At 74.2% G+C, this 26,804-nt stretch carries 26 protein-coding genes; 10 read left to right on the top strand and 16 right to left on the bottom strand.

Translation table 11 applies throughout. From position 1 onward, the window contains the following. The first annotated feature begins 10 nt into the window (after positions 1–10). Positions 11–538: an ArsR/SmtB family transcription factor gene (locus ACWEJ6_RS06380; RefSeq protein WP_452421762.1), complete on the top strand. Its 528-nt coding sequence runs from the start codon at positions 11–13 to the stop codon at positions 536–538. A 96-nt stretch (positions 539–634) separates the two neighbouring features. On the opposite strand, the gene ACWEJ6_RS06385 is transcribed toward ACWEJ6_RS06380, so the two are convergent. After that, complete coding sequence (locus ACWEJ6_RS06385) at positions 635–1,498, bottom strand: YwqG family protein (RefSeq protein WP_452421764.1); 864 nt, start codon at positions 1,496–1,498, stop codon at positions 635–637. 221 nt (positions 1,499–1,719) lie between these two features. Between ACWEJ6_RS06385 and ACWEJ6_RS06390 the strand changes: the two genes are divergently transcribed. The 4 genes from ACWEJ6_RS06390 (at position 1,720) to ACWEJ6_RS06405 (ending at position 5,217) form a co-directional block, all read left to right on the top strand. Then, the gene (locus ACWEJ6_RS06390; protein WP_452421766.1) at positions 1,720–2,319 is read left to right on the top strand and encodes an ArsR/SmtB family transcription factor; all 600 of its coding nucleotides are present in this window, start codon (positions 1,720–1,722) and stop codon (positions 2,317–2,319) included. Next, a complete protein-coding gene (locus ACWEJ6_RS06395) occupies positions 2,319–3,626 on the top strand; it encodes an MFS transporter (RefSeq protein WP_452421768.1) in 1,308 nt (435 codons plus the stop codon). Before ACWEJ6_RS06390 ends, ACWEJ6_RS06395 begins: the two co-directional genes overlap by 1 nt. Positions 3,627–3,806: 180 nt before the next feature. Beyond that, the gene (locus tag ACWEJ6_RS06400; RefSeq protein ID WP_452421770.1) at positions 3,807–4,271 is read left to right on the top strand and encodes a MarR family winged helix-turn-helix transcriptional regulator; all 465 of its coding nucleotides are present in this window, start codon (positions 3,807–3,809) and stop codon (positions 4,269–4,271) included. 40 nt (positions 4,272–4,311) lie between these two features. Further along, complete coding sequence (locus tag ACWEJ6_RS06405) at positions 4,312–5,217, top strand: NADP-dependent oxidoreductase (protein WP_452421772.1); 906 nt, start codon at positions 4,312–4,314, stop codon at positions 5,215–5,217. A 12-nt stretch (positions 5,218–5,229) separates the two neighbouring features. Here ACWEJ6_RS06405 and ACWEJ6_RS06410 read toward each other — a convergent pair whose 3' ends face one another. Next, positions 5,230–6,072, bottom strand: coding sequence for a LysR family transcriptional regulator (locus tag ACWEJ6_RS06410; protein WP_387674666.1), 843 nt, complete (start codon positions 6,070–6,072; stop codon positions 5,230–5,232). A gap of 72 nt (positions 6,073–6,144) precedes the next feature. On the opposite strand from ACWEJ6_RS06410, the gene ACWEJ6_RS06415 reads away from it, so the two are divergent. Then, complete coding sequence (locus ACWEJ6_RS06415; RefSeq protein ID WP_452421774.1) at positions 6,145–7,395, top strand: MFS transporter; 1,251 nt, start codon at positions 6,145–6,147, stop codon at positions 7,393–7,395. On the opposite strand, the gene ACWEJ6_RS06420 is transcribed toward ACWEJ6_RS06415, so the two are convergent. Then, entirely contained in the window at positions 7,334–7,861 is a 528-nt protein-coding gene (locus ACWEJ6_RS06420) for a DUF1062 domain-containing protein (RefSeq protein ID WP_452421776.1), read from the bottom strand. The genes ACWEJ6_RS06415 and ACWEJ6_RS06420 overlap by 62 nt on opposite strands. Before the next feature lie 165 nt (positions 7,862–8,026). Further along, a complete protein-coding gene (locus ACWEJ6_RS06425; RefSeq protein ID WP_352356769.1) occupies positions 8,027–8,401 on the bottom strand; it encodes a VOC family protein in 375 nt (124 codons plus the stop codon). A 164-nt stretch (positions 8,402–8,565) separates the two neighbouring features. On the opposite strand from ACWEJ6_RS06425, the gene ACWEJ6_RS06430 reads away from it, so the two are divergent. Beyond that, a complete protein-coding gene (locus ACWEJ6_RS06430) occupies positions 8,566–9,717 on the top strand; it encodes a glycoside hydrolase family 26 protein (RefSeq protein WP_387674657.1) in 1,152 nt (383 codons plus the stop codon). On the opposite strand, the gene ACWEJ6_RS06435 is transcribed toward ACWEJ6_RS06430, so the two are convergent. From ACWEJ6_RS06435 to ACWEJ6_RS06470, 8 genes are read right to left on the bottom strand one after another with little or no spacing between them, the layout of a single operon-like run. Continuing rightward, the gene (locus ACWEJ6_RS06435) at positions 9,663–10,826 is read right to left on the bottom strand and encodes a glycosyltransferase (protein ID WP_452421779.1); all 1,164 of its coding nucleotides are present in this window, start codon (positions 10,824–10,826) and stop codon (positions 9,663–9,665) included. The two genes, ACWEJ6_RS06430 and ACWEJ6_RS06435, sit on opposite strands and share 55 nt — an antisense overlap. Continuing rightward, the gene (locus ACWEJ6_RS06440; RefSeq protein WP_452421781.1) at positions 10,823–11,941 is read right to left on the bottom strand and encodes a GNAT family N-acetyltransferase; all 1,119 of its coding nucleotides are present in this window, start codon (positions 11,939–11,941) and stop codon (positions 10,823–10,825) included. Before ACWEJ6_RS06440 ends, ACWEJ6_RS06435 begins: the two co-directional genes overlap by 4 nt. Further along, positions 11,938–12,564 carry a YveK family protein gene (locus ACWEJ6_RS06445; protein WP_387674649.1) on the bottom strand — a complete coding sequence of 209 codons (627 nt, stop codon included), beginning with the start codon at positions 12,562–12,564 and terminating at the stop codon, positions 11,938–11,940. The genes ACWEJ6_RS06440 and ACWEJ6_RS06445 overlap by 4 nt, the downstream gene beginning before the upstream one ends. Further along, positions 12,561–13,661, bottom strand: a complete 1,101-nt coding sequence (locus ACWEJ6_RS06450; protein ID WP_452421783.1) for a glycosyltransferase — start codon at positions 13,659–13,661, stop codon at positions 12,561–12,563. Before ACWEJ6_RS06450 ends, ACWEJ6_RS06445 begins: the two co-directional genes overlap by 4 nt. Continuing rightward, the gene (locus ACWEJ6_RS06455; protein WP_452421785.1) at positions 13,658–14,371 is read right to left on the bottom strand and encodes a polysaccharide deacetylase family protein; all 714 of its coding nucleotides are present in this window, start codon (positions 14,369–14,371) and stop codon (positions 13,658–13,660) included. The genes ACWEJ6_RS06450 and ACWEJ6_RS06455 overlap by 4 nt, the downstream gene beginning before the upstream one ends. Beyond that, complete coding sequence (gene murJ / locus ACWEJ6_RS06460; RefSeq protein ID WP_452421787.1) at positions 14,368–15,741, bottom strand: murein biosynthesis integral membrane protein MurJ; 1,374 nt, start codon at positions 15,739–15,741, stop codon at positions 14,368–14,370. The genes ACWEJ6_RS06455 and murJ overlap by 4 nt, the downstream gene beginning before the upstream one ends. Then, entirely contained in the window at positions 15,696–17,000 is a 1,305-nt protein-coding gene (locus tag ACWEJ6_RS06465) for an O-antigen ligase family protein (protein ID WP_452421789.1), read from the bottom strand. The genes murJ and ACWEJ6_RS06465 overlap by 46 nt, the downstream gene beginning before the upstream one ends. After that, the gene (locus tag ACWEJ6_RS06470; RefSeq protein WP_452421791.1) at positions 16,982–18,418 is read right to left on the bottom strand and encodes an exopolysaccharide biosynthesis polyprenyl glycosylphosphotransferase; all 1,437 of its coding nucleotides are present in this window, start codon (positions 18,416–18,418) and stop codon (positions 16,982–16,984) included. The genes ACWEJ6_RS06465 and ACWEJ6_RS06470 overlap by 19 nt, the downstream gene beginning before the upstream one ends. 687 nt (positions 18,419–19,105) lie before the next feature. Here ACWEJ6_RS06470 and ACWEJ6_RS06475 point away from each other — a divergent pair. The 3 genes from ACWEJ6_RS06475 (at position 19,106) to ACWEJ6_RS06485 (ending at position 21,835) form a co-directional block, all read left to right on the top strand. Further along, positions 19,106–19,903: a hypothetical protein gene (locus tag ACWEJ6_RS06475; protein ID WP_452421793.1), complete on the top strand. Its 798-nt coding sequence runs from the start codon at positions 19,106–19,108 to the stop codon at positions 19,901–19,903. A 188-nt stretch (positions 19,904–20,091) separates the two neighbouring features. Next, positions 20,092–20,910, top strand: coding sequence for an SDR family NAD(P)-dependent oxidoreductase (locus ACWEJ6_RS06480; RefSeq protein ID WP_452421795.1), 819 nt, complete (start codon positions 20,092–20,094; stop codon positions 20,908–20,910). Between the two features lie 100 nt (positions 20,911–21,010). Further along, complete coding sequence (locus tag ACWEJ6_RS06485) at positions 21,011–21,835, top strand: GNAT family N-acetyltransferase (protein ID WP_452421797.1); 825 nt, start codon at positions 21,011–21,013, stop codon at positions 21,833–21,835. On the opposite strand, the gene ACWEJ6_RS06490 is transcribed toward ACWEJ6_RS06485, so the two are convergent. Genes ACWEJ6_RS06490 through ACWEJ6_RS06505 form a run of 4 tightly spaced genes read right to left on the bottom strand, consistent with a single transcriptional unit; the run spans position 21,781 to position 26,761 of the window. Further along, positions 21,781–22,455, bottom strand: coding sequence for an ABC transporter ATP-binding protein (locus tag ACWEJ6_RS06490; protein ID WP_387674623.1), 675 nt, complete (start codon positions 22,453–22,455; stop codon positions 21,781–21,783). The genes ACWEJ6_RS06485 and ACWEJ6_RS06490 overlap by 55 nt on opposite strands. After that, positions 22,455–24,254 (bottom strand): dipeptide/oligopeptide/nickel ABC transporter permease/ATP-binding protein, encoded by a 1,800-nt coding sequence (locus ACWEJ6_RS06495; protein ID WP_452421799.1) that lies wholly within the window; start codon positions 24,252–24,254, stop codon positions 22,455–22,457. The genes ACWEJ6_RS06490 and ACWEJ6_RS06495 overlap by 1 nt, the downstream gene beginning before the upstream one ends. Further along, positions 24,254–25,183 carry an ABC transporter permease gene (locus ACWEJ6_RS06500; protein WP_452421801.1) on the bottom strand — a complete coding sequence of 310 codons (930 nt, stop codon included), beginning with the start codon at positions 25,181–25,183 and terminating at the stop codon, positions 24,254–24,256. Before ACWEJ6_RS06500 ends, ACWEJ6_RS06495 begins: the two co-directional genes overlap by 1 nt. Further along, a complete protein-coding gene (locus tag ACWEJ6_RS06505; RefSeq protein WP_452421803.1) occupies positions 25,184–26,761 on the bottom strand; it encodes an ABC transporter substrate-binding protein in 1,578 nt (525 codons plus the stop codon). Positions 26,762–26,804 lie beyond the last annotated feature (43 nt).

A 26,804-nucleotide genomic window follows, 5' to 3' on the forward strand; every position in this document is an offset into this window, starting at 1 on the left:
ACTTGACCCCATGACCGATGAGCAGCTCCTCCCTCTGCGCTCATCCGCGCAGTACAAGGCGCTCGGGCACCCGATGCGCCACCGCATGGTGAACCTGCTGCGCCAGCGCCCGGCCACCCTCAGCGAGCTGACCACCGCGCTCGACTCCACCAAGGGCACGGTCGGCTACCACGTGCGGGTCCTGCGCGAGGCCGGGCTCGTCCGCCTCGCGAGCACCCGCCAGGTGCGCGGCGGCACTGAACAGCGCTTCGAACTCGTCAACCGCGGCTTCCAGCTCGACGAGGAGACCGGCGCCAGATTCCTGCACGACGCGGCCCTGGCCGAGATGTCACCCGTACGACCGGGCGACCCTGGCCACACCGTGCTGCACCACGTCTGGCTCACCCCGGAAGAGGCCCGCACGCTGGCAGGACGGATCGAAGACTACGAACACGGTCAGCGCCTCAACCCCGAGCACGGCACCGAGCCCTACGGACTGCTCCTCAGCCTCTACCGCGCCGACATCCCCCGCCTGCCACCGGAAGGTCGCCCCACGTGACAACCACGCCGACCGGCCGACGGGGCGACAAGCTGCTGCCGTTCCTCAGCAGAGGACGACATCCCCCTGCGCGACGCCGAGCAGATGGTCAACCAGCTAGCACTGCATGGTGAGCCGGGCTTGGTCGAAGCGGTGGGTGGCCAGGTGTTCGGGGCGGATCAGCCAGTAGAGGGCGCCGGTGTCACCCCACGTCATCTTCGCGTCGCTGTCACTGTCGAACTGGGCGAGCAGGATCCAGCGTTGGGCTTCCCGGTCCAGGGCGGGGGTGCCCCAGGAGTGAACGCCGCCGAGCGCCGCGTTCGCGACCTCGTACTCCACCGGGCCCTGCACCGGTACGGCGTGGCCGCCGATCTGGTGGCCGATGCGGGTGCGCAGCCGCCGAAAGGCCCGGACGAACGGCCGGAGCGGGGCGGGGGTCTCGCGAGGGTCGGGCCAGGGCCTACCGTCGCCGAGCAGGGCTTCCCGGGCCTGAGGCAGCCACAGGTCGGGGGCGCTCTCCTCGACGCCTGCGGCCAGTTCCACGTACGGGTACGGTTCCAGCTCCCGGGGTGTTTCCGCCCGGAGAACCGGCGTGCCTCCCGGGACGTACAGCACCTGGGCCCCGTCCCACGTCTCGGGGGCGTCGAGGGAGCCGGACGAGCCGCCGTCGTCCATGTCGTCGTGGCCGTCGGAACAGAAGAACAGCAACGTCCCGTCCTGCGGGAAGGCCGCCGGCAGCCCGGCGCGAGGGAGCGCCGAGCACCGCACCGATGCGACGAAGGACAGCGGGCCGTGCCCCGGCCACCCGGGCCAGACGGCCCCGGCCGGCAGTTCCGGCTCCCCGCCGAGGGTGGCGACGGCCTGCTCGCCGTCCGCGGCCCGGCGCAGACGTACGCATGGACGCAGCAGTGCGGTCCACCGGTCGGCGAGGTCGGCGGGCAGATGCTCGGCGGCGAGACGGGAGTATCGCTCATCAGTCATGAGAGCCATGGTGCAGCGCGTCACTGACGTCCGTGCCGTCCACCGGACCGGTCGATGACAGTCCCGCCACTGCCCGCCTCGGACGCGGTGACGCGGGCTGAGTCTCGTCCAAGAAAACCCCGCGGCTGCGCGACTTCGCACAAGATCCGCGTCCCCAATTGCAAACATCTCTTCGCGAACAAGTCTTTGCGAAGGACTGTTTGCGGTCTACGCTGCCTGACATGACCGAACCCTCCGAGAGCGTGGTCGTCCTCGACGCCAAGGGCCTGCGGGCGCTGGCCCACCCGGTACGGGTGCAACTCGTGGACCTGCTGCGCAAACACGGCCCGTCCACCGCCACCCGCCTGGCCGAACGCCTGGGGGTGAACTCGGGCACCGCCAGCTACCACCTGCGCAGGCTCGGCGCCGCCGGGTTCGTCGCGGAGGACACCGAGCGCGGCAACGCCCGCGAACGCTGGTGGCGCTCGGTCCACCACGTCACCCGGCTCACCGATGACGAGCTGTCGGAGCGGGAGCCCGAGGCGGTGCTCGCCTACATGCAGTCGATCGCCGCCCTGTACGGCCTGCGCACCCAGCGGACGCTCAACGAGCTGCCGACCATGCCGGCGGAGTGGCGGCGGGTGCTCGACCTCAGCTCCATCGCGCTGCGGATCACGCCGGAGGAGGGGCTTCGGCTGCGCGAGGAGCTGGCGGAGGTCGTCGACCGCTACCGGCGCGACACGCCCGGCCAGCCGGCGCCCGAAGGAGCCGCCCGGGTCTCGCTGATCACCCAGCTCCTGCCCGAGCTGCCGGATGCAACCGATCCGCCCGAGGGTGCGTGATGGGGGCGCGCGAGTCGTTACGCCCGATGGCCGGCCTGCTCGCGGCCATGACGGTGTCGCTGACCGCGACGCGGGTGTCGGCCATCGCGTTGCCCTGGTTCGTCCTGACGACGACCGGGAGCCCGGCGCGGACCGGGATGGTGGCGTTCGCCGAGATGGCCCCGTACGTGCTGGTCAAGGCGCTGGCCGGGCCGCTGGCCGACCGGGTCGGGCCGCGCCGGATCTCCTGGATCGGGGACGTGGTGAGCGCCGCGGCGGCCGGGGCGGTCGTCCTCCTGCACGCCCTGGACCTGCTGCCGCTGGGCGCGCTGATCGCCCTCGTCGCGGTGGTCGGCGCGGCCCGCGGTCCGGGCGATCTGGCCAAGGAGATCATGATTCCGGAGGCGGCCGAGCGCGGGCGGGTGCCGCTGGAGCGCGCCACCGGGCTGATGGGCGTGACCGAGCGGCTGGCCCAGACGGTGGGGCCCGCGGCGGGCGGGGCGGTGGTGGCCCTGCTCGGACCGCTGGCCAGCCTGGGCATCAGCGTCACGTGCTTCGCGCTCGGATCGGTGATCGTGACGTGGGCGCTGCCGCGCGGCATGGGACACCGCGCTCCGGCGGAGGAGGCTCTGGAGGCGAAGGAGGGCTACTGGCGGCGGTTCGGCCAGGGCTTCACGTTCCTGCGCGGCGAACCGCTGCTGCTGTCCGTGGTCGTCATGGTCGGCGTCACGAACCTGCTCGACGCGGCCTTCAGCCAGGTGCTGGTGTTCGTGTGGGCCAGGGAGTCCGGTCACGGCGCCGCCGTGGTCGGCCTGAACAGCAGCGTCATGGGGTTGGCGGCGGTCGGCGGCAGCCTGGTCGCGGCCGCAGTGGCGCACCGGATGCGGCGCAGGCCCGTGTTCTTCGTGGCGTTCCTGCTCGCCGGGCCGACCCGGTTCCTCGTCCTGGCGGTGGATCCGCCGTTGTGGGCCATGGCGGCGGTGTTCGCGGTGGGCGGCTTCGCCGGCGGGTTCCTCAACCCGATCCTCGGGGCGATCTCCTACGAGCGGGTGCCCCGGAGCCTGCTGGGCCGGGTCAACGCGCTGAAGGACTCCCTCGCCTGGGCCGGCATCCCGCTCGGCGGGCTGGTGGGCGGGGCGCTGGTGGCGGTCGCGGGGCTGACGCCGGTGCTGCTCGCCGGCGGTGCGGTCTACGCCCTCACCACGAGCCTGACGGGGCTGCGGCCCGAGTGGCGGCAGATGGACCGGCTCCGCGGCCAGGGCCCGCCCGTCCCGCCCGCCTCGCCGGCGCTGCCCGCGCCACCGGTCACCCGCCGGCGGCGATCTTGAGGAGCACCACGCCGCCGATGATCGCGGCGAACGAGGCGAGCTGGGCCGGCGTGATCTTCTCCTTGTAGATCAGCGCGCCGAGGACGCCCCTGCCGATCGAGCCAATGCTTGCATGTGCATGTATGCTTTTGTCAATCCCGCGTCCGAGAGACCGGGTCCTCAGAGAAGGAGGAGGCTTCCATGGCTCCGACGACACCCACTCCGCACCCGGCCCCGGCGCCCTCGGCGGTGTCCAGCTCCTGGAACGACGTCCTGCTGCTGCACGCCCGCGTGGAGAACGCCCTGGCCACCGCCCTCCAGCGGCGGCACGGCATCGGCCTGTCGGAGTACCGGGCGCTCGGCCATCTCGCCACCTCGGACGCCGGCGAGCTGCGCATGCAGGAGCTGGCCGACCGGATCGGGCTCAACCAGAGCTCCGTGACCCGCCTGGTGACCCGGCTGAACACGGCGGAGCTCACGTACCGGGACCTGTGCCCGGACGACAAGCGCGGGGTCTACACCGTCATCACCGACGCGGGCCGGGCGCGCTACGCCGAGGCGAACGTCACCTACGAGGCGACGCTGAGGACCGCCCTGGAGGAAGCCGCCCAGGCCGACCCGCGGCTGGCCGCCGCGCTGCCGGCCCTGGGCCTGCTCGACCGGTGACCCCGCCATTCCCCTTGTTTCGAATATCGAGGAGTTGAACATGCGTGCTGTGCGGATCACCCGCTTCGGCGGCCCGGACGTCCTGACGGTCGCCGAGGCGCCGCCGCCCCGGGCCTCGGACGGCGAGGTGCTGGTGAGGGTCGTGGCCTCCGCCTTGAACCCGGTTGACGACAAGACCCGTGAAGGGGTCATCGGAGAGGGCACCCCTCCCCTGCCGACGACCCTGGGATGGGAATTGGCGGGCATCGTCGTGGACAGCCGGGACGATGCGCTGCCCGTGGGTGAACGGGTCTTCGGCATGTCCCACCAGCTCGGCACGGGCCGGGGGACGTGGGCCGACCTCGTGGCCATGCCCGCCGGCTCGCTGGCCGTGGCGCCGTCGGCGGTCAGCCTGGTGGAGGCGGCGACGCTGCCGTTGCCGGGGCTCACCGCCCTGCAGACGCTCGACTGGCTGGACGTCCGGGCGGGCGAGCGGCTGCTGGTGGCGGGCGCGGCCGGCGCGGTGGGCGGGCTGGCCGTGCAGCTGGCGCGGGCGCGCGGCGCCCGGGTGGACGCGCTGGTCTCCAGGCCGGCGCAGGTCGAGGTGGCCACCGAGCTGGGGGCCGAACGGGTCACGACCGACCCCGCCGACCTTCCGGCGGCGGCCTACGACGCCGTCTTCGACACCTTCGGGGCCTTCGCCGTCGAGGCCGTGGCCGACGGAGGCCGCTACGCCTCCGTCGCCACCCAGGCCGGGCCGGTGCCCGACCTGTCCCGTCGATCGGTCCGCACCACCGTCAACCAGGTGCGCGAGGACGGCCCCGGCCTCGCCGAGCTGGCCAAGGCCGTCGACGCGGGCCAGGTGAGGACCCGGGTCGAGGCCCAGTACGGCCTGCAGGACGTCGGTGCGGCCCACGAGCACTTCCGGCGCGGCCGGCTGAGCGGCAAGATCGCCCTGGTGCTCTGAGCCCGGCGGCGCTCAGATCATCCGGCGCAGCGCGGTCTCCACGGCGTCGATCAGCGCGTCCCCCTCGGTCTGCGGGTGCCGGGCCAGGCCGAGCTCGACGTCGGGCAGGGCGGGCAGGGCGTCCGGGTCGTGGCAGGCCATGTCCGGTTCGAGGTTGCCGGGCATGAGCGCGGCGACCCCGAGCCCGGCCCGCAGCGCCGCGAGCACCCCGGCCAGGCTGTTGCTCTCGAACACCGGCCGCCACCGCCGGCCGGTGCGGTCGAGCGTCTCCACCACCGACGTGCGCCACGCGCACGTCCCGGTGAACAGCACCACCGGCAGCGGATCGGCGGCCGGGTCGACGCCCTGGCCGACCGCCCACACCAGCGGGCGCCGCACGGTCCAGCGCGGCGGCGCGGGAAGGTCGCTCGCCTCGTCGAGCACGAGCTGCACGCGGCCCGCGTGGTAGGCCTCCCGGATCGTGACGCCGGAGAGGCTCAGCACCTCCAGCGTCGCGCCGGGGTGCAGCCGGGCCAGGTCGGCGAGGGCCTGCGGCAGCTGCGCCGCGGCCAGGTCCTCCAGCAGCCCGACGCCGCAGCGGCCGGTGAGCGCGCGCCCGGTCGCGGTGAGCGCCTGCGCGGAGAGCGACAGGATGCGCTCGGCGTAGGGCAGCAGCTCCTCCCCCGCCCGCGTCAGCGACACGCCGGACGGCGACCGGTGGAGCAGCGGGCGGCCGACCGCGCTCTCCAGCTTGCGCAACTGCTGGCTGAGCGCGGGCTGGGTGTGCCCGAGCGCGGTGGCGGCGCGGCTGATGCTGCCCGCCCGCACAGCCGTGACGAACGACCGCAGCAACGACGTGTCCAGGTCTCTGGCCATAAGCATCCATTATGCCGGGTCCAACGAAAAAACGTCTTCCTATGGCCCGCGGGATGACCTAGCGTCGCCCGGGTGACCGGATACCGACAGGTTCTCGCCGTGCGCGGGATGGCGGCGCTGCTGGGCGTCTCGCTGCTCGCCCGTGCCGCGATCACCGCCGACGTGACCGCGCTGACCATGTACGTCGTGCTGCGCCTGGACCTGGGCTACGTGGCGGCGGGCGGGGTCGCGGCCGCCCTGACCGCCGGGGTGGCGCTGGGCGGGCCGCTGCTGGGCCGCATGACGGACCGGCGGGGGCTGCGCGCCGTGCTCACGATCACCGTCGCGTCGCAGGCGGTGTTCTGGGCGAGCGTGCCCGTCCTTCCGTACGCGGTGCTGCTGGGCGCCTCCTTCGCGGCGGGGCTGCTGATGGTGCCGGTCCAGGCGGTGACCCGGCAGGCGATCGCCGCGATGACGACGCCGGGGCAGCGGCGGGCCGCGTTCGCGCTGGAGTCGGTGCAGGGCGAGCTGGCGTACATGGTGGGGCCGGCGGTGGTGATCCTCTGCGCGGCGGAGCTGTCTCCCCAGGCCGTGGCGTGGGGGCTCGGGGCGGTGATCGTGACCGGCGGGATCGGGATCGCCCTGCTCGATCCGCCGCTGCGGGCCGAGGGCGAGGTGGCGACCGGCTCGCCCGCCCGTCCGGCGCGCCGGGAGTGGCTGGACCGCCGCATGGTCGCCATGCTGGCGATGGGGTTCGGCGCCACGGCCCTGCTCAGCGGCATCGACCTGGCCATCGTGGCCACACTCAAGGAGGCGGGCCAGGTGTCCTGGGCCGCCGCGGTCGTGGCCGTGTTCGGCGTGACCTCCGTCGCCGGCGGCCTGGTCTACGGCACGCTGCGCCGTCCGATGCCGACGTGGCTGCTGCTCGGCCTGCTCGGGCTGCTGACGATCCCCGCCGGGCTGGCCCACGACTGGCGCTGGTTGTGCCTGGCCGTCGTCGGCGCCGGGCTGCTCACCGCGCCGACCCTGTCCACGGTGGCCGACGCGGTGAGCCGGCTGGCGCCGGCCGGCGTACGGGGCGAGGCCACGGGCCTGCAGGCGTCGGCGGCGAGCGCGGGCTTCGCGCTCGGCTCGCCGATCGCCGGGCTGGCGATCGACGCCGCGCTGCCAGGTGGCGGCTTCGCGGCCGCCGGGCTGGCCGGCCTCGCCGCGGCCCTCGTCGGGCAGCTGTTGTCCCGCTCCCGGCGGGCGGACGACCGCCCGCCGGGCCGGCAGTCTGGACCTACATCAGAAGAAAGGGGAAGTCCTGTTTCGTCCTCCGATTCGGTGGGATGTCGATCTTGATGCGGCGCGCGACCTCGTCCCGGCCGACGCCCAGCCCGAGGCTGATCAGCCGTTCGGGACGCAGCGGGACGGGATCGTCGAAGGCGACCGTGATCCGGACGGGCCACGGACTCTCCGGAACGGGCGGCGCGTCGAGCTCCCAGCACCCGTCCCAGTCGAGCGAGTACCGGTTCCGGCGGGCGGCCGCCGGGTCGAGCAGGGCCCGCGCCACGAGGGACGGCGAGTTGCCCGAGTACCCGGCCAGCAGGCCGGCGTCCAGCGAGCGGACCGGAACGCGGTCGTGGACGGTGAGCTTGCCGGTCCGGTCACAGGCCACGCAGTTGACCAGGAGCCAGACGTCGAGCAGCTTGCCGTTGGCGTTGACGCGGAACCGGCCGTCACCGACGGTGGCCCGCCCGGACGGACAGGCCACGCACCGCAGGACGAGCAGGGGCAGGCGGGTGCGCCGCACCACCCAGGGCAGCACGATATGAGGATGTGAAGACATGATCTCTCTGAAGACCTGACGAAGAGCACGGAGAACAGAGCCGACGGCGTCCGTCGGCGACCGATGCGCGGGAAGGTGTCAGGTCTGAAGAGCAGGCGGCGTCATGCGCGCGATGTCCTCACGAAGGGGTTGGTCAGGGGGCGCTCAGCTCAGGCGGGCGCGCAGCAGGCAGAACTCGTTGCCCTCGGGATCGGCCAGGACGTGCCACGGCTCCTCGCCGGTCTGGCCGACGTCGGCCGGACGCGCCCCGAGCTTGAGCAGGCGGTCGAGCTCGGCGGCCTGGTCGCGGTCGGTGGCGTTGACGTCGAAGTGCAGCCGCAGCGGGCCTGCCTTGGGCTCGGTGGTGGGGTCGAAGACCAGGGTGGGCTGCAACCCGCCGAACCCCTCCCGCGGGCCGATCTCCACCGAGCCGTCGTCCGGGGTGTCGAGCACGACGAAGTCGAGCACCTCGCACCAGAAGGCGGCCAGGCCGTGGGCGTCTCGGGCTGGGACGATCAGTTCGGAGATGCGGCAAGCCATGATCGGCACCCTACCCGTCGCCGGCCGCCGCCCTCCAATGCTTAACGGCCCCCCGGCGACGTGCGGCCCCGGCATCCGCGGCGATCACTTTGCAGTGGCTTGATCACCATCGTTCTCTCTCCGGGTACGTGACCTGATACACCCTGTAAGGGAGGGGGCGGGCGATGACCGTGAGGTTGGCATGGGTCTGCGCGCTGCTGGCCGTGATCGCCGCGGTGGTCCCACCGGCGCTGAGCGCGAAGCGCGCCAAGGAGCCGTCCGCCGCCGCCCGCGCCGACCTGTCGTCCGTGCCGTTCGGGGTGTTCCTCGCCTCCGACTGGCGCGGGCCGCACCTGCTGGGCGCGTTCGAGTCGTGGCTGGGGGCGGAGGTCCGGGTGGGGCGGACGTACGTGCCGGGCGAGGCGTGGAACGCGCTCGGCGGGCCGGACTTCGTCCTGCAGCCGTGGATGCGGTGGCGGGCGGCCAAGCCGGGGCGCATGCTCGTGCTCAACGTGCCGATGGTCATGCCGAACGAGGGCGGCCTGCCGGACGAGGCGGTGTCGGTGCTGCTGAACGCCGGCGCGGACGGCGCGTTCGACCCGTACTTCGACCGGCTGGCCCGGACGCTGGTGGCCGGGCGCGCGCCGGACACGGTGATCGTCCCGGGCTGGGAGATGAACGGCCTGACCTACTCCAGCCGCTGCTCGGCCGACCCGCCGGCGTGGCAGGCGTACTGGCGGCGGATCGTCGCGGTGATGCGGGCGGTGCCCGGACAGCGGTTCCGCTTCGACTTCAGCCCCAACCGAGGCCCGGACGCCATCGGCTGGACCGAGTGCTACCCCGGCGACGACGTGGTGGACATCATCGGCATGGACAGCTACGACCAGGGCCCCGGCCACCGGTTCGCCGACTACGTCGACCAGCCGTACGGGCTGGAGGCGCAGGCCGACTTCGCCGCCGCGCACCGCAAGCCGATCTCCTTCCCCGAGTGGGGGCTGTTCCGGTACGGGGACCGGCCGGAGTTCGTGCGCGACATGCTCGACTGGATCGCCCGGCACGACGTGGCCTACCACTCGATCGTGGACTACTGCCCGCACGGCGTCTGGCAGTGCCCGGCCAACCCGCGGTCGTCGCGGGTGTTCCGGCAGCTCATGCGCGACCCCGCCTTCCGGCGCGGTCCGTCGGCGCCGCCGACCACCCCGCCCGCCACGTCACCCGCCCCGACGTCCCCGCCCGCGCCCGCCCCCTCCCCTGAGCCGAGCGGGAGCGGGTCGCCGGCGCCTCAGCCCCGCCCGGCCGTCACCGACGCGCCCGCGGCGGCACCGGCCGCGGCCTGACCCGGCCGGGCCAGGCGCAGCGTGTGCGCCGCCAGCCGGTCGAGGGTGACGCCGAGGTCGAACTCGGCCGCCCGCGACGGCGCCGCCCGTTCCTCCGCGCGCCGCACGGCCGGATCGGCCAGCCGGGCCACGATCGCCGCGGCCAGCGCCCGCGGGTCCTGCGGCTCGACGAGCGCTCCGGTGGCCGGGGTGACCACCTCCGTGAGGCCGGGGACGGCGGCCGCCACCACGGACCGCCCGCTGGCCATGGCCTCCAGCACGGTCAGCGGCAGCCCTTCCCAGCGGGAGGGCAGCACGACCAGGTCGGCGGCGGCGTACCAGGACCGCGGATCGGCGCTGGCCCCCGGCATGAGGACGCCGGGCGGCGCTTCGCGGCGCAGGCGGGCGAAGTCGTCCCCGTCGCCGACGAGCGCCAGGCAGGCGTCCGGCACCTGGGCCGCGACCTGCCGCCAGGACTCCACCAGCAGGTCCTGGCCCTTCTGGCGGGTGATCCGGCCGACGCAGACGACCAGCGGCGCGTGCGGGGACAGTCCGAGGCCCCGGCGGGCGGCGACGCGCTCGTCCGGTGTGACGGGACGGAACCGGGCCAGGTCCACGCCGTTGCGGACGACGGCCAGCGGGCCGCCCACGCCCGCGTCCCCGGCCTGCCGGTGCTCCCCCTGGCCGACGCAGAGCACGAGATGCGTCCACCGGGTGGCGGCCCGTTCCCAGGAGGCGGCCGCGGCGGCGAGCGTGCCCCGGCCGGCCAGCCAGGACCAGCCGTGCGGCTGGAACAGCGTCGGCACGCGGCCACGCAACACGATCCGGCCGACCAGCCCGGCCTTGGAGGAGTGCAGATGCACCACGTCAGGACGGAACCGGCGCACGATGCGACCGAGGGCGACGGCGGCGGCCAGATCGGCCGGATGCGGCGCCCGTACGGCGGGCCAGGGCAGATGCGGCAGCCCGAGGGCGGCCAGCCGCTCGCGGAGCGGTCCGCGCGGCGGCGCGGCGACGGCGACCGTCCAGCCCCGGCGGCGCTGGTCGGCGCAGGCGCTCTCGACGCAGGCCGCGACGCCGCCCTCGGTGGGCTGGGTGACGTGCAGCACGCGCGGGGTGAAGGTCGTCATCGCGGCCTGCGCAGGACCCGGTCGAGCGCCGCGCAGCGGCCCCGGAGCGCCCGGCCGCGCACCCGGGCGCGGGCGGCGAGGGCGTAGAGCGTCGCGGCCGGCGTCCTGGCCAGCAGGAGCCGGTTGCTGACCGCCGGCCGGCCGCCCCACTTGGTCTTGTGGGACTCGGCCCCGCGCAGCAGCGACATCGTCGGCCGGCCCAGCCGGTGCGCGAGCCCGAGGTCGGTGCGCAGCAGCATGGTCACGACGTCCACCTGGCCGCGCAGGTCGGGATGGGTGCCGTAGAGGTAGCCGCCGACGAAGTCCTTGCCCACGACCAGCAGGTCCACCGCGACGACCCGGCCGTCCAGGTGGTATTCGGTCAGCTTGGCCTGCCGGTCGGCCAGCAGCCGCCGGGCGGCCCGGGCCAGGTGGGCGTGGAAGCGCGGCCTGGTGTGCTCGACGTTGATGCCGCGGCCCTGCCACTGGAGGGCGTGCAGGTCGAGCAGGCGCGCGACGGCGTGCTCGGCCTCGTCGGCCGGCACGTCCCGGACCTCGATCGGGGCGTCGTCCACGCGTCTGAGCTCGCGGCGCAGCTTGGTGCCGTTCCTGCCGGGCAGCCCGGCGAGCAGCTCGTGGAGGGGGACGCCGGGCAGTTCGACGCAGGTCGAGGCGGGCAGCCGCCAGGAGCGGCCCGGCCAGGCCGCCGCGAGCCGTTCGGCGTCGGCCCCCGGGCGCACCTCCGGCAGGTCGAGCACGTCCCATCCGGGCAGCTCGGCCAGGGCCCGGCCGAGCGCCGCCGGCAGGTCGGGGTCGCCGTCCTCGATCAGCACGTCCGTGTAGTCGGACTGGTCGCCGCCGAGCGGCCGCAGGACGCGCAGCCCCGCGCGGCGGACGGTCATGACGGGGGCCGCGGCGACCAGCCGTCTCCGCCGGCGCAGCAGGACCACGTTCAGGCCCGGGGCCTCGCCGTAGGTCTCCCACCAGGACGACAGCCAGGCGTGCGACTGGAACGGCGTCGCCGCCGGGGAGCGGTCGTGCAGGCCGGCCCACTCCCCCGCCAGGGCGTGCAGGCGTTCCGCGCCGGTCACGACCTCGGTGGCCAGGTCCGGGGCCTGGCGGATCGCGGTGGTCATGCCGACGCCGTCTCGGCCGGCCGGCGCGCGGGCGGGACCTGCCGGTCGTCCCGCCGGTCGTCCTGCCGTGGCCCGGCGGGGGCGGCCAGCCAGATCAGGGCGGCCAGCAGCAGGCCGCCGGCCGTGCTGACGGCGGTGGCGAGCAGGGGCCGCGGCGAACTGGGCGTGGCGGGCGGCACGGCGGGAGCGAAGCTGGACAGCCGGACGCCGGTGTCGGCGCTGTGCCGGTTGGCGTAGGCGGTGAGCGCGGCCGTGGCGCTGTTGGCCCGCCGGGCGGCCTCGTCAGGGGTGCCGGCGAGGGCGGCCAGCCGGATCAGCGGCGCGTCCGGCGAGGCCGACGCCTGCAGCGTGGTCCGCAGCAGCTCGCCGTCGGCCAGGTAGGCGTCGCCGGTCCCGGCGAGCAGGCCGGGGTGGACGGTCACCCTGGCGTAGGCCTGCGCGAATTCGGCTTCCTGGGTGGGCACGCCCTGCCGTACCGAGCTGACGACCGCGTAGGCGTCGGCGGTGTAGACGGGCTCCTGGGTCAGTGAGTACGCCAGCCCCGCCCCCATGCCGATCAGCGGGAGCGCGAGCAGGGACCAGGTGCGGAGCGCGCCGGCGGCGCGCTGGACCGGGTGAGTCATGACAGCCTTTCCTGGTGGCGCCTGGTGAGCAGGCGGTCGTAGAGGTCGTGCAGGCGCCGGGCTTGCCGGCGCACGTCGTAGCGGTCGAGGGCCGGGGGCGGCGGCAGGCGGGTGCGCGGTCCGTCGCGGAGCGCGGCCAGCTCGGCGGCCAGCCGGTGGGGCGGCACCCGGCGGGCGCCGGGCACCGTCCCGGGGGGCAGGTCGTCGATCGCCGGGCAGGCGCCGTACAGCACGGGCAGCCCGGCGGCGAGCGCCTCGACGACGGCCAGGCCGAACGTCTCCTCCTGCGAGGGGGCGGCCAGCACGTCCATGGCCGACAGCAGGGCGGGCACGTGCACGCTCTCCCCGGCGAAGACGACGCGCCGCCCGACGCCGAGCCGCTCGGCCAGCGAGCGCAGCCGGGGTTGTTCCGGCCCGGCGCCGACGAGCAGCAGCACCGCGCCGTCCAGCCGCGGCAGCGCCTCGACCAGCAGGTGGAAGTTCTTGCCCGCCACCAGGCGGCCGACCCCGCCGACGACGAACGTCTCCGGCGGGATGCCCAGGCTCAGCCGGGCCTGGCCCGCGGCGCGCGGATCGTGGCGGAAGGCGGCCAGGTCCACGCCGTTGGGGATGGTGACGACGCGCGAGGGCGGCAGGCCCCAAACGTGCAGCCGGTCGGCCACGGTGGGCGAGACGGCGACGACGGCGTGCGTCAGCCGGGCGCTCGCCCGGTACAACGCGCGGACGGGCGCCGTGACCGGCCTTCCCTCGATGTGCCGGGCCCCCGCCGAGTGCTCGGTGCTGACGACGACCGGCACGGCGGCCAGCCGGGCGGCCGGCGGCGCGTAGACGCAGGCGCGGTACAGGTGCGCGTGCACGACCTGGTAGCGGCCGGTGCGCATGAGGGCGGTGAGCCGGGGCAGCGCCCGCAGGTCCCGGTTGCCGCCCATGCCGACGGCGCGTACGGGCGTCCCGGCGGCCCGGATGGCGTCGGCCAGGGCGCCGGGCCGGGTCAGGACGGCGACCTCGCTGGCGCAGTCCATGTGCGGCAGGAGCGTGCGCAGTTGCTGCTCGGCCCCGCCGGCGGCCAGCCCGGTGATGACGTGCAGGACCTTCATCGGGGCCGCCCCCAGCGCAGCCGGTGGCAGGCGGTCTTGGCGAGCAGCCGGGCGGCGGTGTCGCGGTCGCCGACGTAGCGGCGGGGCAGGGCGTGCGTCCCGGCGAGCCGGCCGGGGCGGACGGCGCAGGCGTGCTCGTAGCCGGCCTGCCGGACGGCGGCGACCTCGCGGGCGGTCAGCTCGCCGTAGGGGTAGGCGAAGCCGGTGACGGGGGCGCCGAGCACGTCCTGGAGCAGGAGCTTGCTCGTGGTGAGCTCGTCGGCCAGCTCGCCGGGGCCGGCGGCCGGCAGGTGGGGATGGCTGCGGGTGTGGGAGCCGACCTCCATGCCGGCGGCGGCCACCCGGCGCAGCGTGCCGGCGTCCATCAGGGGGCGGGGGCTGACGCCGCGGTCCCAGGCGTTGTGGCCGCCGATCCGGCCGGCGACGACGTACACGGTCGCGGTGAAGCCGTATCCGGCCAGCACCGGGACGACGTCGGTGGCGAAGTCGGCGTAGCCGTCGTCGAAGGTGAGCCCGACGAGCCCGCGCCGGTCGCCAGGATGGTTCAGCAGTTCGCGCACCGACACGCCGCGCAGCCCGCGCCGGGCGAGCCAGCGTATGTGCGTGGCGAAGCGCTCGGGGGTGACGACGATGTCGAAGGGGTCCTCGCCGCGCTCGGCGACGGAGTGGTACATCCAGATGAGCGGCAGCGCGCCGGTGCGCGTGCTCATACGCGCTCTCCTTCCCTGACGGTCGTGACGGCCCTCCGCAGCGGCGACAGGCCGAGGCGTTGGAGGCCGGCCAGCATGAGGGCGGCGGTCACGGTGATCCCGGCGGCGTTGGCCAGCGCGATGCCGCCCTGCGCCATGCCGGGGACGAGCGCCACGGCCAGCGCCGCGGTGAGGGCCAGCCCGGCGGCCATCGCCAGGGCCGGGTACCACAACCCGCGCCACCCTCCGGCGCAGAAGTAGGCCCGGCAGACCACGCCCACGACGGTGTGGCCCAGCAGGCCGATCGCGTAGAGCCGCAGGACGTGCTCGGTGGCGGTGGCGGCGGCGTCGTCGAAGGCGCCGCGGTGCAGCAGCACGCCCACGATCGCGGGCGCGAAGGCGACCAGCAGCGCGGCGGCGGTGACCGTGACGGCCGCCGCCGTCGCCAGGTCGCGGGCCAGCAGCCGCCAGGCCCCGCGGGTGTCGCCCGCGGCGATGCTGCGGGCCAGGTGCGGATAGGTGACGGTGGCCAGCATCAGCGAGACCACCATCGGCACCTGGGCGATCTTCTGGGCGTAGTTGAGATGGGAGATCGCGCCCGCGGGCAGGTCGGCGGCGAGCACGCGCTCGACCAGCACCTGGCCCTGCCGCAGCAGCGTGAAGGCGATGATGGGCAGCAGCGCGGCGACCGGCAGCACCAGGCGCCGGGGCAGCCGCCGGGGCAGGCCGACCCGCCGCAGGTACGCCGGCGCCTGAATGGCCACCATGAGGACCGCGCCGGCGGCGACGCCCCACGCGGCGGCCCGCACGCCGAGCGCGTCGTGCCAGATCGCCAGGCAGCCGACGAGCGCCAGGTTGTAGGCCAGGCCGGTGGCCGCGGGCGGGCCGAAGACGTGGTGGGCCCGCAGGGCCGCGCTGGCGTACCCCGCCAGCGCGAACGGCAGGATGCAGCCGCAGCAGATCCGCCAGCACTGGACGGCCAGCCCGCCCTGGGGCAGACCGGGGGCCAGCGCCCCCACCAGCCAGGGCGCGCCGGCCGCGGCGCAGACGGCGACGGCGGCGAGCGCGGCGGCCAGGGCGGGCAACGTCCGCTCCACCAGCGCCGCCCGCTGCCGCGCCCCGGACGCCGTGCTGAACAGCGGCACCAGCCACAGGGCCATCGCCCCCTCGATGAGCAGCGGCGCCGCGGTCTCGGGCACGGTCCAGGCGACCAGGAAGGCGTCGGTGTCGGCGTTGGCGCCGAACAGCGCGGCCATCAGCAGGTCGCGGACGTAGCCGAGCGCCGAGCCGGCGCCGACGAGCATCGCGGTGAGGGCCGCGGCGCGCAGGTCGGCCGCGCCCCGGCTCAGCACGCGGGCCGCCGCGACGGGGACGCGGCGGCGCCGGTCCATCCCGTCGCCAGGCCCAGCATGACCGACATGACCAGGCTGGTCGCTCCGCCGATGTCGGCGTAGGCGAAGTCCACCGCCAGCCACGTCACGAAGCCCGCGGCGGCCAGCCCCGCCGGGCCGGAGCGGCCGGGCCGGGTCAGGGCGCGCACGAGGGCCCCGCCCACGAGCAGCGCGAACGCCGCCAGGCCGAGGAGCCCCTGCTCGCTGAGCACCAGCAGGTACATGTTGTGCGGGGACAGCAGCGGCTGGCGGCGGTATCCGCCGGCCGGGTCCTCGACGTCGCTGCCCGAGGACAGGGCCAGCGGCGCGTAGGTGTCCCGCCAGGCGGCGAACCCCTTGGGGCCGACGCCGGTCACCGGGTGGTCCCGCCACATGCCGGCCGCCGCCTGCCAGAGCTGGTACCGGTCGGCCACCGACCGGTCGGGCTGGTCCACCGAGGAGGTGATGGAGGCGACGCGCTCGGCGATGACCCCGCCGCCGGGCCCGACCAGGAGCGTCAGGAGCACGGCGGCGGCCACGGCGGCCACGGCGGCCCGCGCGGCCAGCCGCGCGCCGCGCAGCACGAGCATCACCGCGACGGCGCAGGCCACCGCGAGCCAGGTGCCGCGGCTGAGCGACATGACCAGCGGCGGGCACAGCGCCGCCGCCGCGACCAGGGCGGCGGCGCGCCGGGCCGGTCCGCCGGTGAGCGCGACCGCCAGGGCGATGATCAGCCCGAAGCTGACCACGCTGGCCAGCGCCATGACCTCGCCGGCGCCGAACGTGCCGACCGCGCGGATGGGCAGGCCCGCGTAGGAGGCGCCGCTGCCCGTGAGCGCCTGCCAGCAGCCGAGCCCGGCCTGGACGATCGCCACGGCCGCGACGGCTCCGCCCACCAGCAGCAGGTCGGACCGCTGCCGCACCGCCACCGTCACCGCGACGGGGACCAGGACGAACACCTGGAGGAACCGGGCCAGGCCGGGCAACGCCAACAGGAAGTCGGGCGCCGCGAGGGCGGCCGCCGTCGCCGCGAGCGCCGCGGGCGCGGCGAGCAGGGCCCACCGGCCCGGACGCGCGCCGCCGCGCGCCAGACTCACCGCGACGGACACCAGCAACCCCAGCGACATCAGATCGGCGACCCGCGGCTGGACGACGTCGGCGGCCTGCGGTCCGGCGGGCACGCACACGGCGATCACGGTCAGCGCGGCCCACACGCTGGGACGGCCCGGCAGGCGGCACAGGGACGACAGGAACGCCCTGATCACGATCGTCCCGGCCACAGCAGGCAACCGACCGTCCGGATCAAGATCTTGATGTCGCGGCGCAGGGACCAGGTGTCGATGTAGTGGTTGTCCAGCCGCGCCCGGTCCTCGATCGAGGTGTCGCCGCGCAGGCCGTGCGTCTGGGCCCAGCCGGTGAGGCCGACGGGCAACCGGTGGCGGCGTCCGTAGTGGTGGTCGCCGCGGGAGAACAGCTCCACGAAGTGCGGCCGCTCGGGCCGGGGGCCGACCAGGCTCATGTCGCCGCGCAGCACGTTCCACAGCTGCGGCAGCTCGTCCACGGAGCAGGAGCGCAGCAGCCGGGCCGCGCGGGTCAGGCGGGGGTCGTCGTCGATGCTCCAGCGGGTGTCGGACTCGCCGGCGCGCAGCGGGGCGAACGTGCGGAGCTTGATGATCTCGATGGGCGCCCCGGCCATCCCCACCCGGACCTGGCGGAACAGCACGCCGGGTCCTCCTTGCCCGCGCAGCAGCAGCATGCAGGCGGCCAGCACCGGAGCGCTGACGACCAGCCCGGCCGTCGCCAGCACGACGTCCAGGGCGCGCTTGAGCGGCCAGGACGCGCGCCGCTGCGGCAACGGCCGCATGCGCAGCATCGGGAACCCCCGGACGTGCTCGCCGTCGGGGACGAAGTCGACCAGCACGCCGCCGGGTTGCGGCGCCAGGTACACCGGGTACCCCGCCTGTCGGGCCTGTTGCGCGAGCCGGTGGGTCTGCTCCTCGCCGCCCGGCGGCGGGGCCAGGACCACCACGCGGGCGCGGTGCCGGCGGGCCATGGTGAGCAGGGTCTCCGGATCGTCCACGATCGGCTCGTACGGGGCCTGGCCCAGCACGTCGCAGGCGCCGCCGACGGGCAGCAGGCCGTACTCGGTGTGCCGCACCAGGGTCAGCGCGAGGTTCCTGGCGTGCGCGCCTGACCCGACGACCAGCGTGGGCACGCGTGCGCCGCGGCGGCGGGCCTGGCGCAGCACCGCGCAGACCAGCCCCCGCCCCACCAGCGTCAGCCCGAGGTAGACGGCGACGATCCGGGCCGACTCGCCCGTCCAGACGGCCAGCGTCGTCTGATGGTCGAGGGCGGCGACGGTCAGCGCGCCGGTGATGGCGGTGGCGCATCCGCCGCGCCACATCCATCCGTCCATCACGGACGGCGACAGCCGGATCCGGTACGTGCCGCCCGCCAGGTTCAGCAGGACGAGCAGCCCCGCCGCCAGGCCGGCGAGCAGCGCGCCGTACCCGGCGTCGAGCACGGGCGCGGCCAGCGCGGCGGCGTCGACGCTCGCGTCGGCGAAGGAGCAGATGGTCCAGCATGTCACCGGACGCCGCCGGCCGGGGGCGTGGCGGGAGGCGCCTCGCTGCGACAGCAGCATGCCCTTGGACGGGGGGTGCGGGAAGGGTTCCTCTTCCCGAAGGGGTGTGACCATATCTGCTCCACTGCGGAAAACAACGGCGATCAATTCAGAGCGTGATATCCACGAACAGGGGGTGGATATGGCTGTCTTACTTATCGCGAAAATTCGCTCATCTTTGGCCTCCATTCCGATAATCGCCCCGATTCGCGGGCAGCGACCAACTTACTTGGAGCGTTCACGGGTACGGCCGTGTGGACGGGATGGCGTCCCACAAAGATTGCGAATTTTCGGGTGTCGCGAAGCTCTGCTATTTGTCCCGGTTCGCCGTTCAGGTAGCGATGAAGATCTTTGCCGGGCCATGGCGGCGGTATGACGCCGCAGGACGTCGTGGTAGATCAGCGGGGGGCCGGCGCTCGCCGGCCGGGGCCGGCGGCTGAGCCGCGAACTGCGGACATAGCCCGAATTGGCAAAATTGCCGCGCTCAGGGAATCGGGCAATAGAGACATTCCGTCCGTCGATTTCAGGACGTTTCTCGCAGCCGGTACGGCCGACGTCCCGGGAACGGCTCGCGGACGCCCTGCGAGCCCTCCTGCCGACGGCAGGGCCGCGAGCCGCCGGAGTGGATCGGGGGCGGAGGACGGGAGCGCCCGGCCCTCCGCGCCCCGGCGCGGGCAGCGACAGGGACCACGTAGGTCGGAATGACCATGCGTTGAGCTCGCCTTTAAGGCAACTGAAAGATCGTTTCCTAGCGTGGCCCGCATGAGATTCAGCCCGTTCCTGGCGGCCATCGCCGCCGCCATGCTCCTCGCCCCCTCGCCCGCCATGGCCACGGCCAAGGCCGCGGCCCCTGCCGCCGCCGAGGAGTCCGACCGCGAGATCGTCCTGGCTCAACTCGACTACACGACCGGGCTGTCGGTGACCTTCACCGACAGCGTCCCGTCCGACGAGGTCGGGATGGTCCAGACCGGCCCGATCGGCCGCGCCCCCCTCATCGTCCTTGACGACGAGGACACCCTCCTGGAGACCTATCTGGAGGTCACCCCGCCCGACGTCGCGGTCCCCCGGCGTCTCGTCGAGGACCACGGCGCCGACCTGCCCGCCGAGCTGCAGCGACGCAGGATCACCAGCGAGCCGGTCACGGCGGGTGGCCTGACCGCCCCGGCGAGCGCGGTCCGCTCCGGCACGGCGTCCTGCACCTGGTCGATCTTCGGCTGGACGGGCTGGCACGACGACGGCATGCCCGGCCTGCCGGCCAAGTCGTACAGCACGTTCGACTTTGGCGGCTTCAAGCAGAAGATCACCGAGAGCTACATCGCCAACTGCACCCCGCCGAGCTCGACGAGCAACCTCTGGGCCCGGCACCGGGTCTACTACAGGAACGCCCTCGGCAACTTCGTGAAGCACTTCGAGGGCATCGTGCCGCCGGCGCACCACCAGGCCGTGGTGAAGAAGGGCGCGATCAAGCGCCACCGCGCCGTCTCCTACGACGACAACTGGAACGCCGACCCGGCCTGCTTCGACTGCATCTACGCCCGTGAGGGCCGTTTCCGCAGCTAGCACCAAGCCCGGCGGCCGCTTCCCGCGCAGCGCGCGGGAAGCGGCCTTCCGCACGTCAGGCCCGGTGCAGGAGCTCGTGCACGGGCCGCGTCATCATGGACGGTCGCGGGCCGGCAGCCGGTCGCGGTTCATCCGGCGGCTCGCGCTAATGTTCCGCGAACGGAACGCTTTCTGCGAAGAGGAGCCACATGACGTCCCAGGAAGACACGGCCGCTCCCGGCCGGGCCGTGCACGCGGGGTCCGCCGGTCCGGAGGCGCCCCTGGCCGGGCAGGTGGCGATCGTCACGGGCGGCTCGGCGGGGCTCGGCCGGGCCATCGCGCAGGGTCTGGCGTCCGCCGGCTGCACGGTGGTGCCGGCCGGCCGGCGGTTGGCGGCGTGCCGGGAGGCGGCGGCCGAGATCACCGCCGCGACCGGCGTCGCCGCCTCGGGCATGGCCTGCGACGTCACCGACGAGGACGCGGTCCAGGCTCTCGTGCGGGACGTCGTCGCCGCGCACGGCCGCCTGGACGTGCTGGTGACCAGCGCCGGGATCCAGGCCCGCGGCGAGCTGGAGACCCTCGACGCCGCCACGCTGCGCCGCTGCCTCGACGTCAACGTCGTCGGCACCTTCCTGGCCTGCCAGGCCGCCGTGCCGGTGATGCGCGAGGCCGGGTACGGCCGCATCGTCACCCTGGCCAGCGCTCTCGGGCTCGTCGGCGCCGCGGGCCGGGCGGGCTACGCGGCCAGCAAGGGCGCGGTCGTCCAGCTCACCCGCAGCCTCGCCGTCGAGCTGGCGGGCACCGGCGTCTGCGTCAACGCCCTGGCCCCCGGACCCTTCCGCACCCCGCTGAACGAGGGCGTCGAGGACGACCCGCACGTGCGGGAGTTCCTCGACCACCAGGTCCCCATGAGGCGCTGGGCCGACCCGGGCGAACTCGTCGGCGCGGCGGTCCTGCTGGCCGGTCCGGCGGCCTCCTACCTCACCGGCGCCGTGCTGCCGGTCGACGGAGGCTGGACCGCCCACTGAAGGCGTCCGGCCGCTGTCTGATCCCACGAAGCCCGGGGTGCTCTTTGGTGTCCCGCACGATTCGGTCCCGCCGCACAGTGCCGTAGCGTCACCGTGACACTTGAGCATTCGGAGGGCCGGCACGTTGATCGCGATCAGGGAACTCCATGGGATCGCGGAGTTCGAGCAGGTCAGTGAGCTGTTCGACGGGATCTGGCACTTCGACCCGGACAGCCGGCCGATCACGGTCGAGCTGATGCGGGCGATGTCGCACGCGGGCAACTACGTGGCCGGCGCGTACGACGACGCGGGCCGCCTGGTGGGCGCCTCCGTCGGCTTCTTCGGGGCGGGCAACACGTTGCACTCCCACATCACCGGCGCGGCCGGCGGCCACGGCATCGGCTTCGAGCTGAAGCTGCACCAGCGCAGCTGGGCCCTGGAGCGCGGCATCGACCGCATCACCTGGACCTACGATCCGCTGGTGCGCAGGAACGCCCACTTCAACCTGGCCAAGCTGGGCGCCCGTCCCGAGGAGTACCTGCCGAGCTTCTACGGCGTCATGACCGACGCCATCAACCAGGGCAGCGACTCCGACCGCGTGCTGGCCTCCTGGTCGTTGTCGGCGCCGCACGTGGCGGCCCTGGTACGGGGCGAGCCCGGCCGGCGGCCCCTCCCGGCGGACGCCGCGATCGTGCTGGCCGACGAGGACGGACGGCCGGTGACGCGCGACAGCGACGCCGCCACCCTGCTCGTGGCGCTGCCGGAGGACATCGAGGCGCTGCGCGTCACGGACCCCGGCGCCGCCAAGGCGTGGCGGCTGGCCGTCCGCGAGGTCCTGGGCGGCCTGCTCGTGGAAGGCGGCGTGGTGACCGCCTTCCACGACAAGGCGTTCTACGTGGTGGAGCGGCCCAGCCTGGGCACGGCCTCCAGCAGCGACCGGGTGTAGTCGTGGGCGGGGGCGCCGACCACTTCCTCGGTCGGCCCCAGCTCCACGATGCGCCCCTGGTGCAGCACCGCGACCACGTCGGAGACGTAGCGCACCACGGCCAGGTTGTGCGAGATGAACAACATCGACAGGCCCAGCTCGTCGCGGAGCCTGCGCACGAGGTTCAGCACCGAGCCCTGGACGGACACGTCCAGGGCGCTGGTGATCTCGTCGGCGACCAGCAGGTCGGGCTCGGCGCCCAGCGCCCTGGCGATGGCCACGCGCTGACGCATGCCGCCTGACAGCTCGCGCGGGTAGCGGGTGGCCACCTCCGGCGGCAGGGAGACGAGCGACAGCAGCCTCTCGACCGAGCCCTTGCCGCAGCCCTCGGCGATGGACGCCCCGACCTTCATCCGGGGGTCGAGCGAGGCGTAGGGGTCCTGGAAGACCATCTGGACGCGGCTGGCGCCGGTGATGGTGCCGGTGTGCGGCACCAGGCCGCTCACCGCCCTGGCCACCGACGACTTGCCCGACCCCGACTCGCCGACCAGCCCGACGATGGACCCGTTCGGCACCTCCAGGGTGATGTCGTCGACGGCGGTGAACGAGCCGAACCGCACTGTCAGGTTCTCGATGATCATCAGACCTCCCAGCAGGCGACCTGGTGCGCCTTGCCGTACGACGTCAAAGGGGGACGCTCGCCGGCGCAGCGGGCCGTGGCGAGCTCGCAGCGGGCGGCGAAGGCGCAGCCGTCGCCCACGTCGGAGGGGGCGGGCTGACGGCCGGGGATGCTGGCCAGCGGCAGCGACCTGTCGGTGTCCATGTCGGGCAGCGAGTCGATGAGCGCCCGCGTGTAGGGGTGCGCGGCGCCGGTGGCCAGCAGTTCGACCGGGAGCTGCTCGACGACGCGGCCGGCGTACATGACGACGACCACGTCGCACAGCTCGCCGACGACGGCGATGTCGTGGGAGATGAACAGCGCCGCCGCGCCGGTCTCGTCGGTGACCTCGCGCAGCAGCTTGAGTATCTGCCGCTGCACCGTCACGTCGAGCGCGGTGGTGGGCTCGTCGGCGATGAGCAGCCTGGGGGTGCCCATGAGGCCCATGGCGATGACGGCGCGCTGCCGCATGCCGCCGGACAGCTCGTGCGGGTGCCGTCGCGCCACCCGTTCGGGCGCGGGCAGGTGCACGTGGCCGAGCCGGTCGACGGCGCGCCGGTGGGCTTCGGCCTTGCCGGCGCCCTGGTGCACGATCGCGACCTCGGCCAGCTGGCCGCCGACCTTCAGCGCGGGATTGAGCGAGGCCATCGGGTCCTGGAAGACCATGGCGAGCGCGGTTCCGAGCTCCTTGGGCGACATCTCGGAGATCTCCTGGCCGTCCAGCGCCAGCCTGCCCGCCGTCACCACGCCCGGGTACGGCACCAGCCCGCCGATCGCGGCGGCGGTGAGGCTCTTGCCGCTGCCCGACTCCCCGACCAGCCCGGCGATCTGCCCGGGCGCGACGGTCAGCGACACCCCGCGCACCGGCGTGACGCCGCCGGGGAAGGTCACCGTCAGGTCCCTGACCTCCAGCACCGCCTCGGGGTCCGGCTCGCCGGGGGCGGGCGGCGCGGCGGGCCTGGCCTCCCGCGTGTGCACGGCGGTGCGGGCGGCGGCCTTGGCCAGCGCGTCCCCCAGCAGGTTGAAGCCGATGCCGGCCAGCGCGACCGCCAGGGCGGGCCCCAGCGCCACCTCGGGCGTGACGTAGATGCGGCCGAACCCGTCGAACAGCAGCCGCCCCCAGTCGAAGTCGGGCGGCTGCACGCCGAGGCCCAGGAACGACATCCCGGCCAGGCCCAGCAGCGCGCCGCCGAGCGCCTGGGTGAGGTTGAGGATGAGCGGCTCGGCGATGTTGGGCAGCACGTGCCTGGTCAGCACGCGCATGCGCGGCACGCCGAGCATCCGGGCGGCCGCGACGTAGTCGGCGCCCGCGACGGTCGCGGCCAGCGTCTGGGTGAGCCGGGCGAAGCTCGGGGCGATGGCCACGCCGATGCCGAGCACCGCGCCCTTGGCCCCGAGCCCGGCGACCACCGCGGTGAACATGGCCAGCAGCAGGCCGGGGAAGGCGACGAGCGCGTTGACGGCGCCGGTGACGAAGCGGGCGCCGCGCGGCGGCAGCACCGAGGGCAGCGCGCCGAGCACGGTGCCGACGGCCGCGCCGAAGAGCGTGGCCGCCAGCGCGAGCAGGAGGGAGAACCGGCCCGCGACCAGGACCCTGGCCAGCAGGTCGCGTCCCAGGTTGTCGGTGCCGAGCGGATGGGCGGCCGAGGAGCCCTGCAGGATGGCGCCCGCGTCGATCTTCTCCGCCGCCGCGCCCCAGATCGGCGGGCCGACGACGGCCAGGACCACCATGAGCGTGACCAGCACGGCTCCGGCGACGGCGGCCGGGGTGCGCAAACGCATCAGTTTTCCTTGATCTTGGAGGTGGGGTCGAGCGCGCCCAGGATCAGATCGACGGCGAGGTTCACGACCAGCACGATCGCGCCGTAGACGAGGATGACGGCCTGGGCGACGGGATAGTCCTTCTGCGTGATCGACTCGACGATCTTCAGGCCGAGCCCCGGCCAGGCGAAGACGTACTCCACCAGCACGCTGCCGGCGATCAGCGAGGTGAGCAGCAGCCCGCCCACGGTGAGCGTCGCGGTCAGCGTGTTGGGCAGCACGTGCCGCAGGTGCAGGCGGGCGGCGGGCAGCCGTTTCGACCGGGCCAGCCGCACGTAGTCGGTGCCGAGCTCGCGCAGGGTCTCCACCCGGGAGATGCGGGCGATCATCGCGACCGGGCCGATCGCCAGCGCGGCCACCGGCAGGACGTACGACATCGCCCCCTCCTTGCCGGCCGGCGGGAACAGGCCCAGCCCGATCGACAGGACCGCCACCAGCGCGATGGAGTAGAGGAACTCCGGGACGGCGACGGCGGTGCCGGTGACCGAGCTGAAGGTGATCTCGGTGCCCCGGTTCCGGCCGTTCTCCGTGCGGATGGCCGCCCACATGCCGAGCGGCACGGCCAGCAGCAGCGCCACCACGGTGGCCAGCAGCGCCAGACCCAGCGTGTTGGGCAGCCGGGTGGCGATGACCTGGCCGACCGGTTCGCCCGTCAGGAACGAGGTGCCGAAGTCGCCGGTGAGGATGTGCCCGACGTAGGCGGCGAACTGCTCGGGCAGCGACTTGTCCAGCCCGAGCAGCTGCTCGCGGGCCCTGACCAGCTCGACCGGCGCGGCCGGGCCGAGCGAGGCCCGCACCGGGTCGCCGGGGATGAGGTGGATCATCGCGAACGACGCCACGAGCAGCACCGCCAGCGACACGACGAAGCGCACGAGGCGCCGAACGGTCACTCAGCCTCCCTGGGTGAGGCGGATCGTCGAGGGCAGGTACAGGCCGGCCATCGTCCGGAAGGTGGCGCCCTTGGTGGCGGTCAGCGTGTTCATCTCGACCACGGGCACCAGGTCGGCGTTGTCGAACAGGGCCGACTCCGACGCCAGCCACTTGGCGCAGCCCTCGGGGCCGGTCAGCTTGGCGGCCTCGGCGACCAGCCGCTCGTACTCGGCGTTCTTCAGGTGGGCGAAGTTGGCGCCCTTCGGGGCGGCGGGGCCGGACAGGAAGCCGACCAGCTGCGAGGGCAGCGTGACGCCGATGGGCAGCCAGACGACGTCCCAGTCCTGGGTGGCGTTGAGCGACTCCGACAGCTTGGTGTCGATGACGCCGTTGAGCTTCACGTCCACCCCGATCTTCTTCCACACCGCCGCCATGTACTCGGCGGCGGCCACGATGCTGGGGCCCTTGGTGGTGGCGTACAACAGGCGCAGGGAGAGCTTCTTGCCGTCCTTCTCCCTGACGCCGTCGGCCCCGGTCTTCCAGCCGGCCGCGTCCAGCGCCGCGGTGGCGGCCGCCGTGTCGAAGGCCGGGACGTGGCCGGTGACGGTGTCGCCCTGGCACGGGCGGGGCGGCGGCACGAGTGCGGTGGCCGGCTTGCCGGTGCCGCCCGTGGCGATGCCGCCCAGCTCCTTCATGTCGAGCGCCTGGGTCAGCGCCTTGCGCACGGCGGGATCGTGGCCGGGCCTGTCCTCGCCCTGGTGGTAGAAGAACTGGCCGTTGCCCTGCGGCTCGATCATCTTGCCGAGCGCGGGGTTGGCCTCCAGGCGGGTCCGGTCGGGGCCGAAGAAGGTGGCCGAGTTGAGCGAGCCGGCGAGGAGCAGGTTGGCCGCGGTCTGCTCGTTCGGCACCACCTTGAGCACGAGCGTCTCGGGGAGGTCCTTGGCGGTGCCGCCCTCGGGGCCCCAGGCGTACTCCCGGCGCACCTTGAAGGTGTAGTGGTCGCCGGGGACGGCCTCGGTGAGCTGGTACGGGCCGGTCCCGGAGGTGGCCCGCGCGATGAGCGAACGGTCCTTGACGGCCTTGCCGCAGACGATGAACAGCAGCCGTGAGCTCTCCAGGATGAAGCTGAACGGCTCGGGCGTCGACAGCGTCACGGTGCCGGCGGACTCGTCGGCCTCGGCCTTCATGCCGGCCGGTACGAGCACCCCGTAGATGGGCGACTTGACGGCGGGGTCGGCGATGTGGTTGATGTTCTCGGCGACGTCGGCCGGGGTGAGCTTGGAGCCGTCGGAGCAGGTGACGTTCTTGCGCAGGGTGAAGGTCACCCTGTCGGGCTTGACGTCCCACTTCTCGGCCAGGGCGGGCACGGTCTTGCCGTCCGCCGAGACGGACACCAGGGTGTCGTAGGCCACCGACAGGACCTCGTTGGTGACCGAGAGCACGCCCGTGGCGGGGTCGAGCACCCCGGGGTCCGCGCTGATGGCGGCGGTGAACGTGCCGCCCGTGACAGGCTTGCCCGTACTGCCCGCCGTACCTCCGCCGCTGCCGCACGCGGCCGCTAGCAGGGCCAACGCGGTGAGCACCGCTGTCTTCTTCATGGCGACTCCAGGAGAGCGTGGGGTGGTGACCCACCTTCGTCCC

The organism is Nonomuraea sp. NPDC004702, assembly GCF_053601695.1.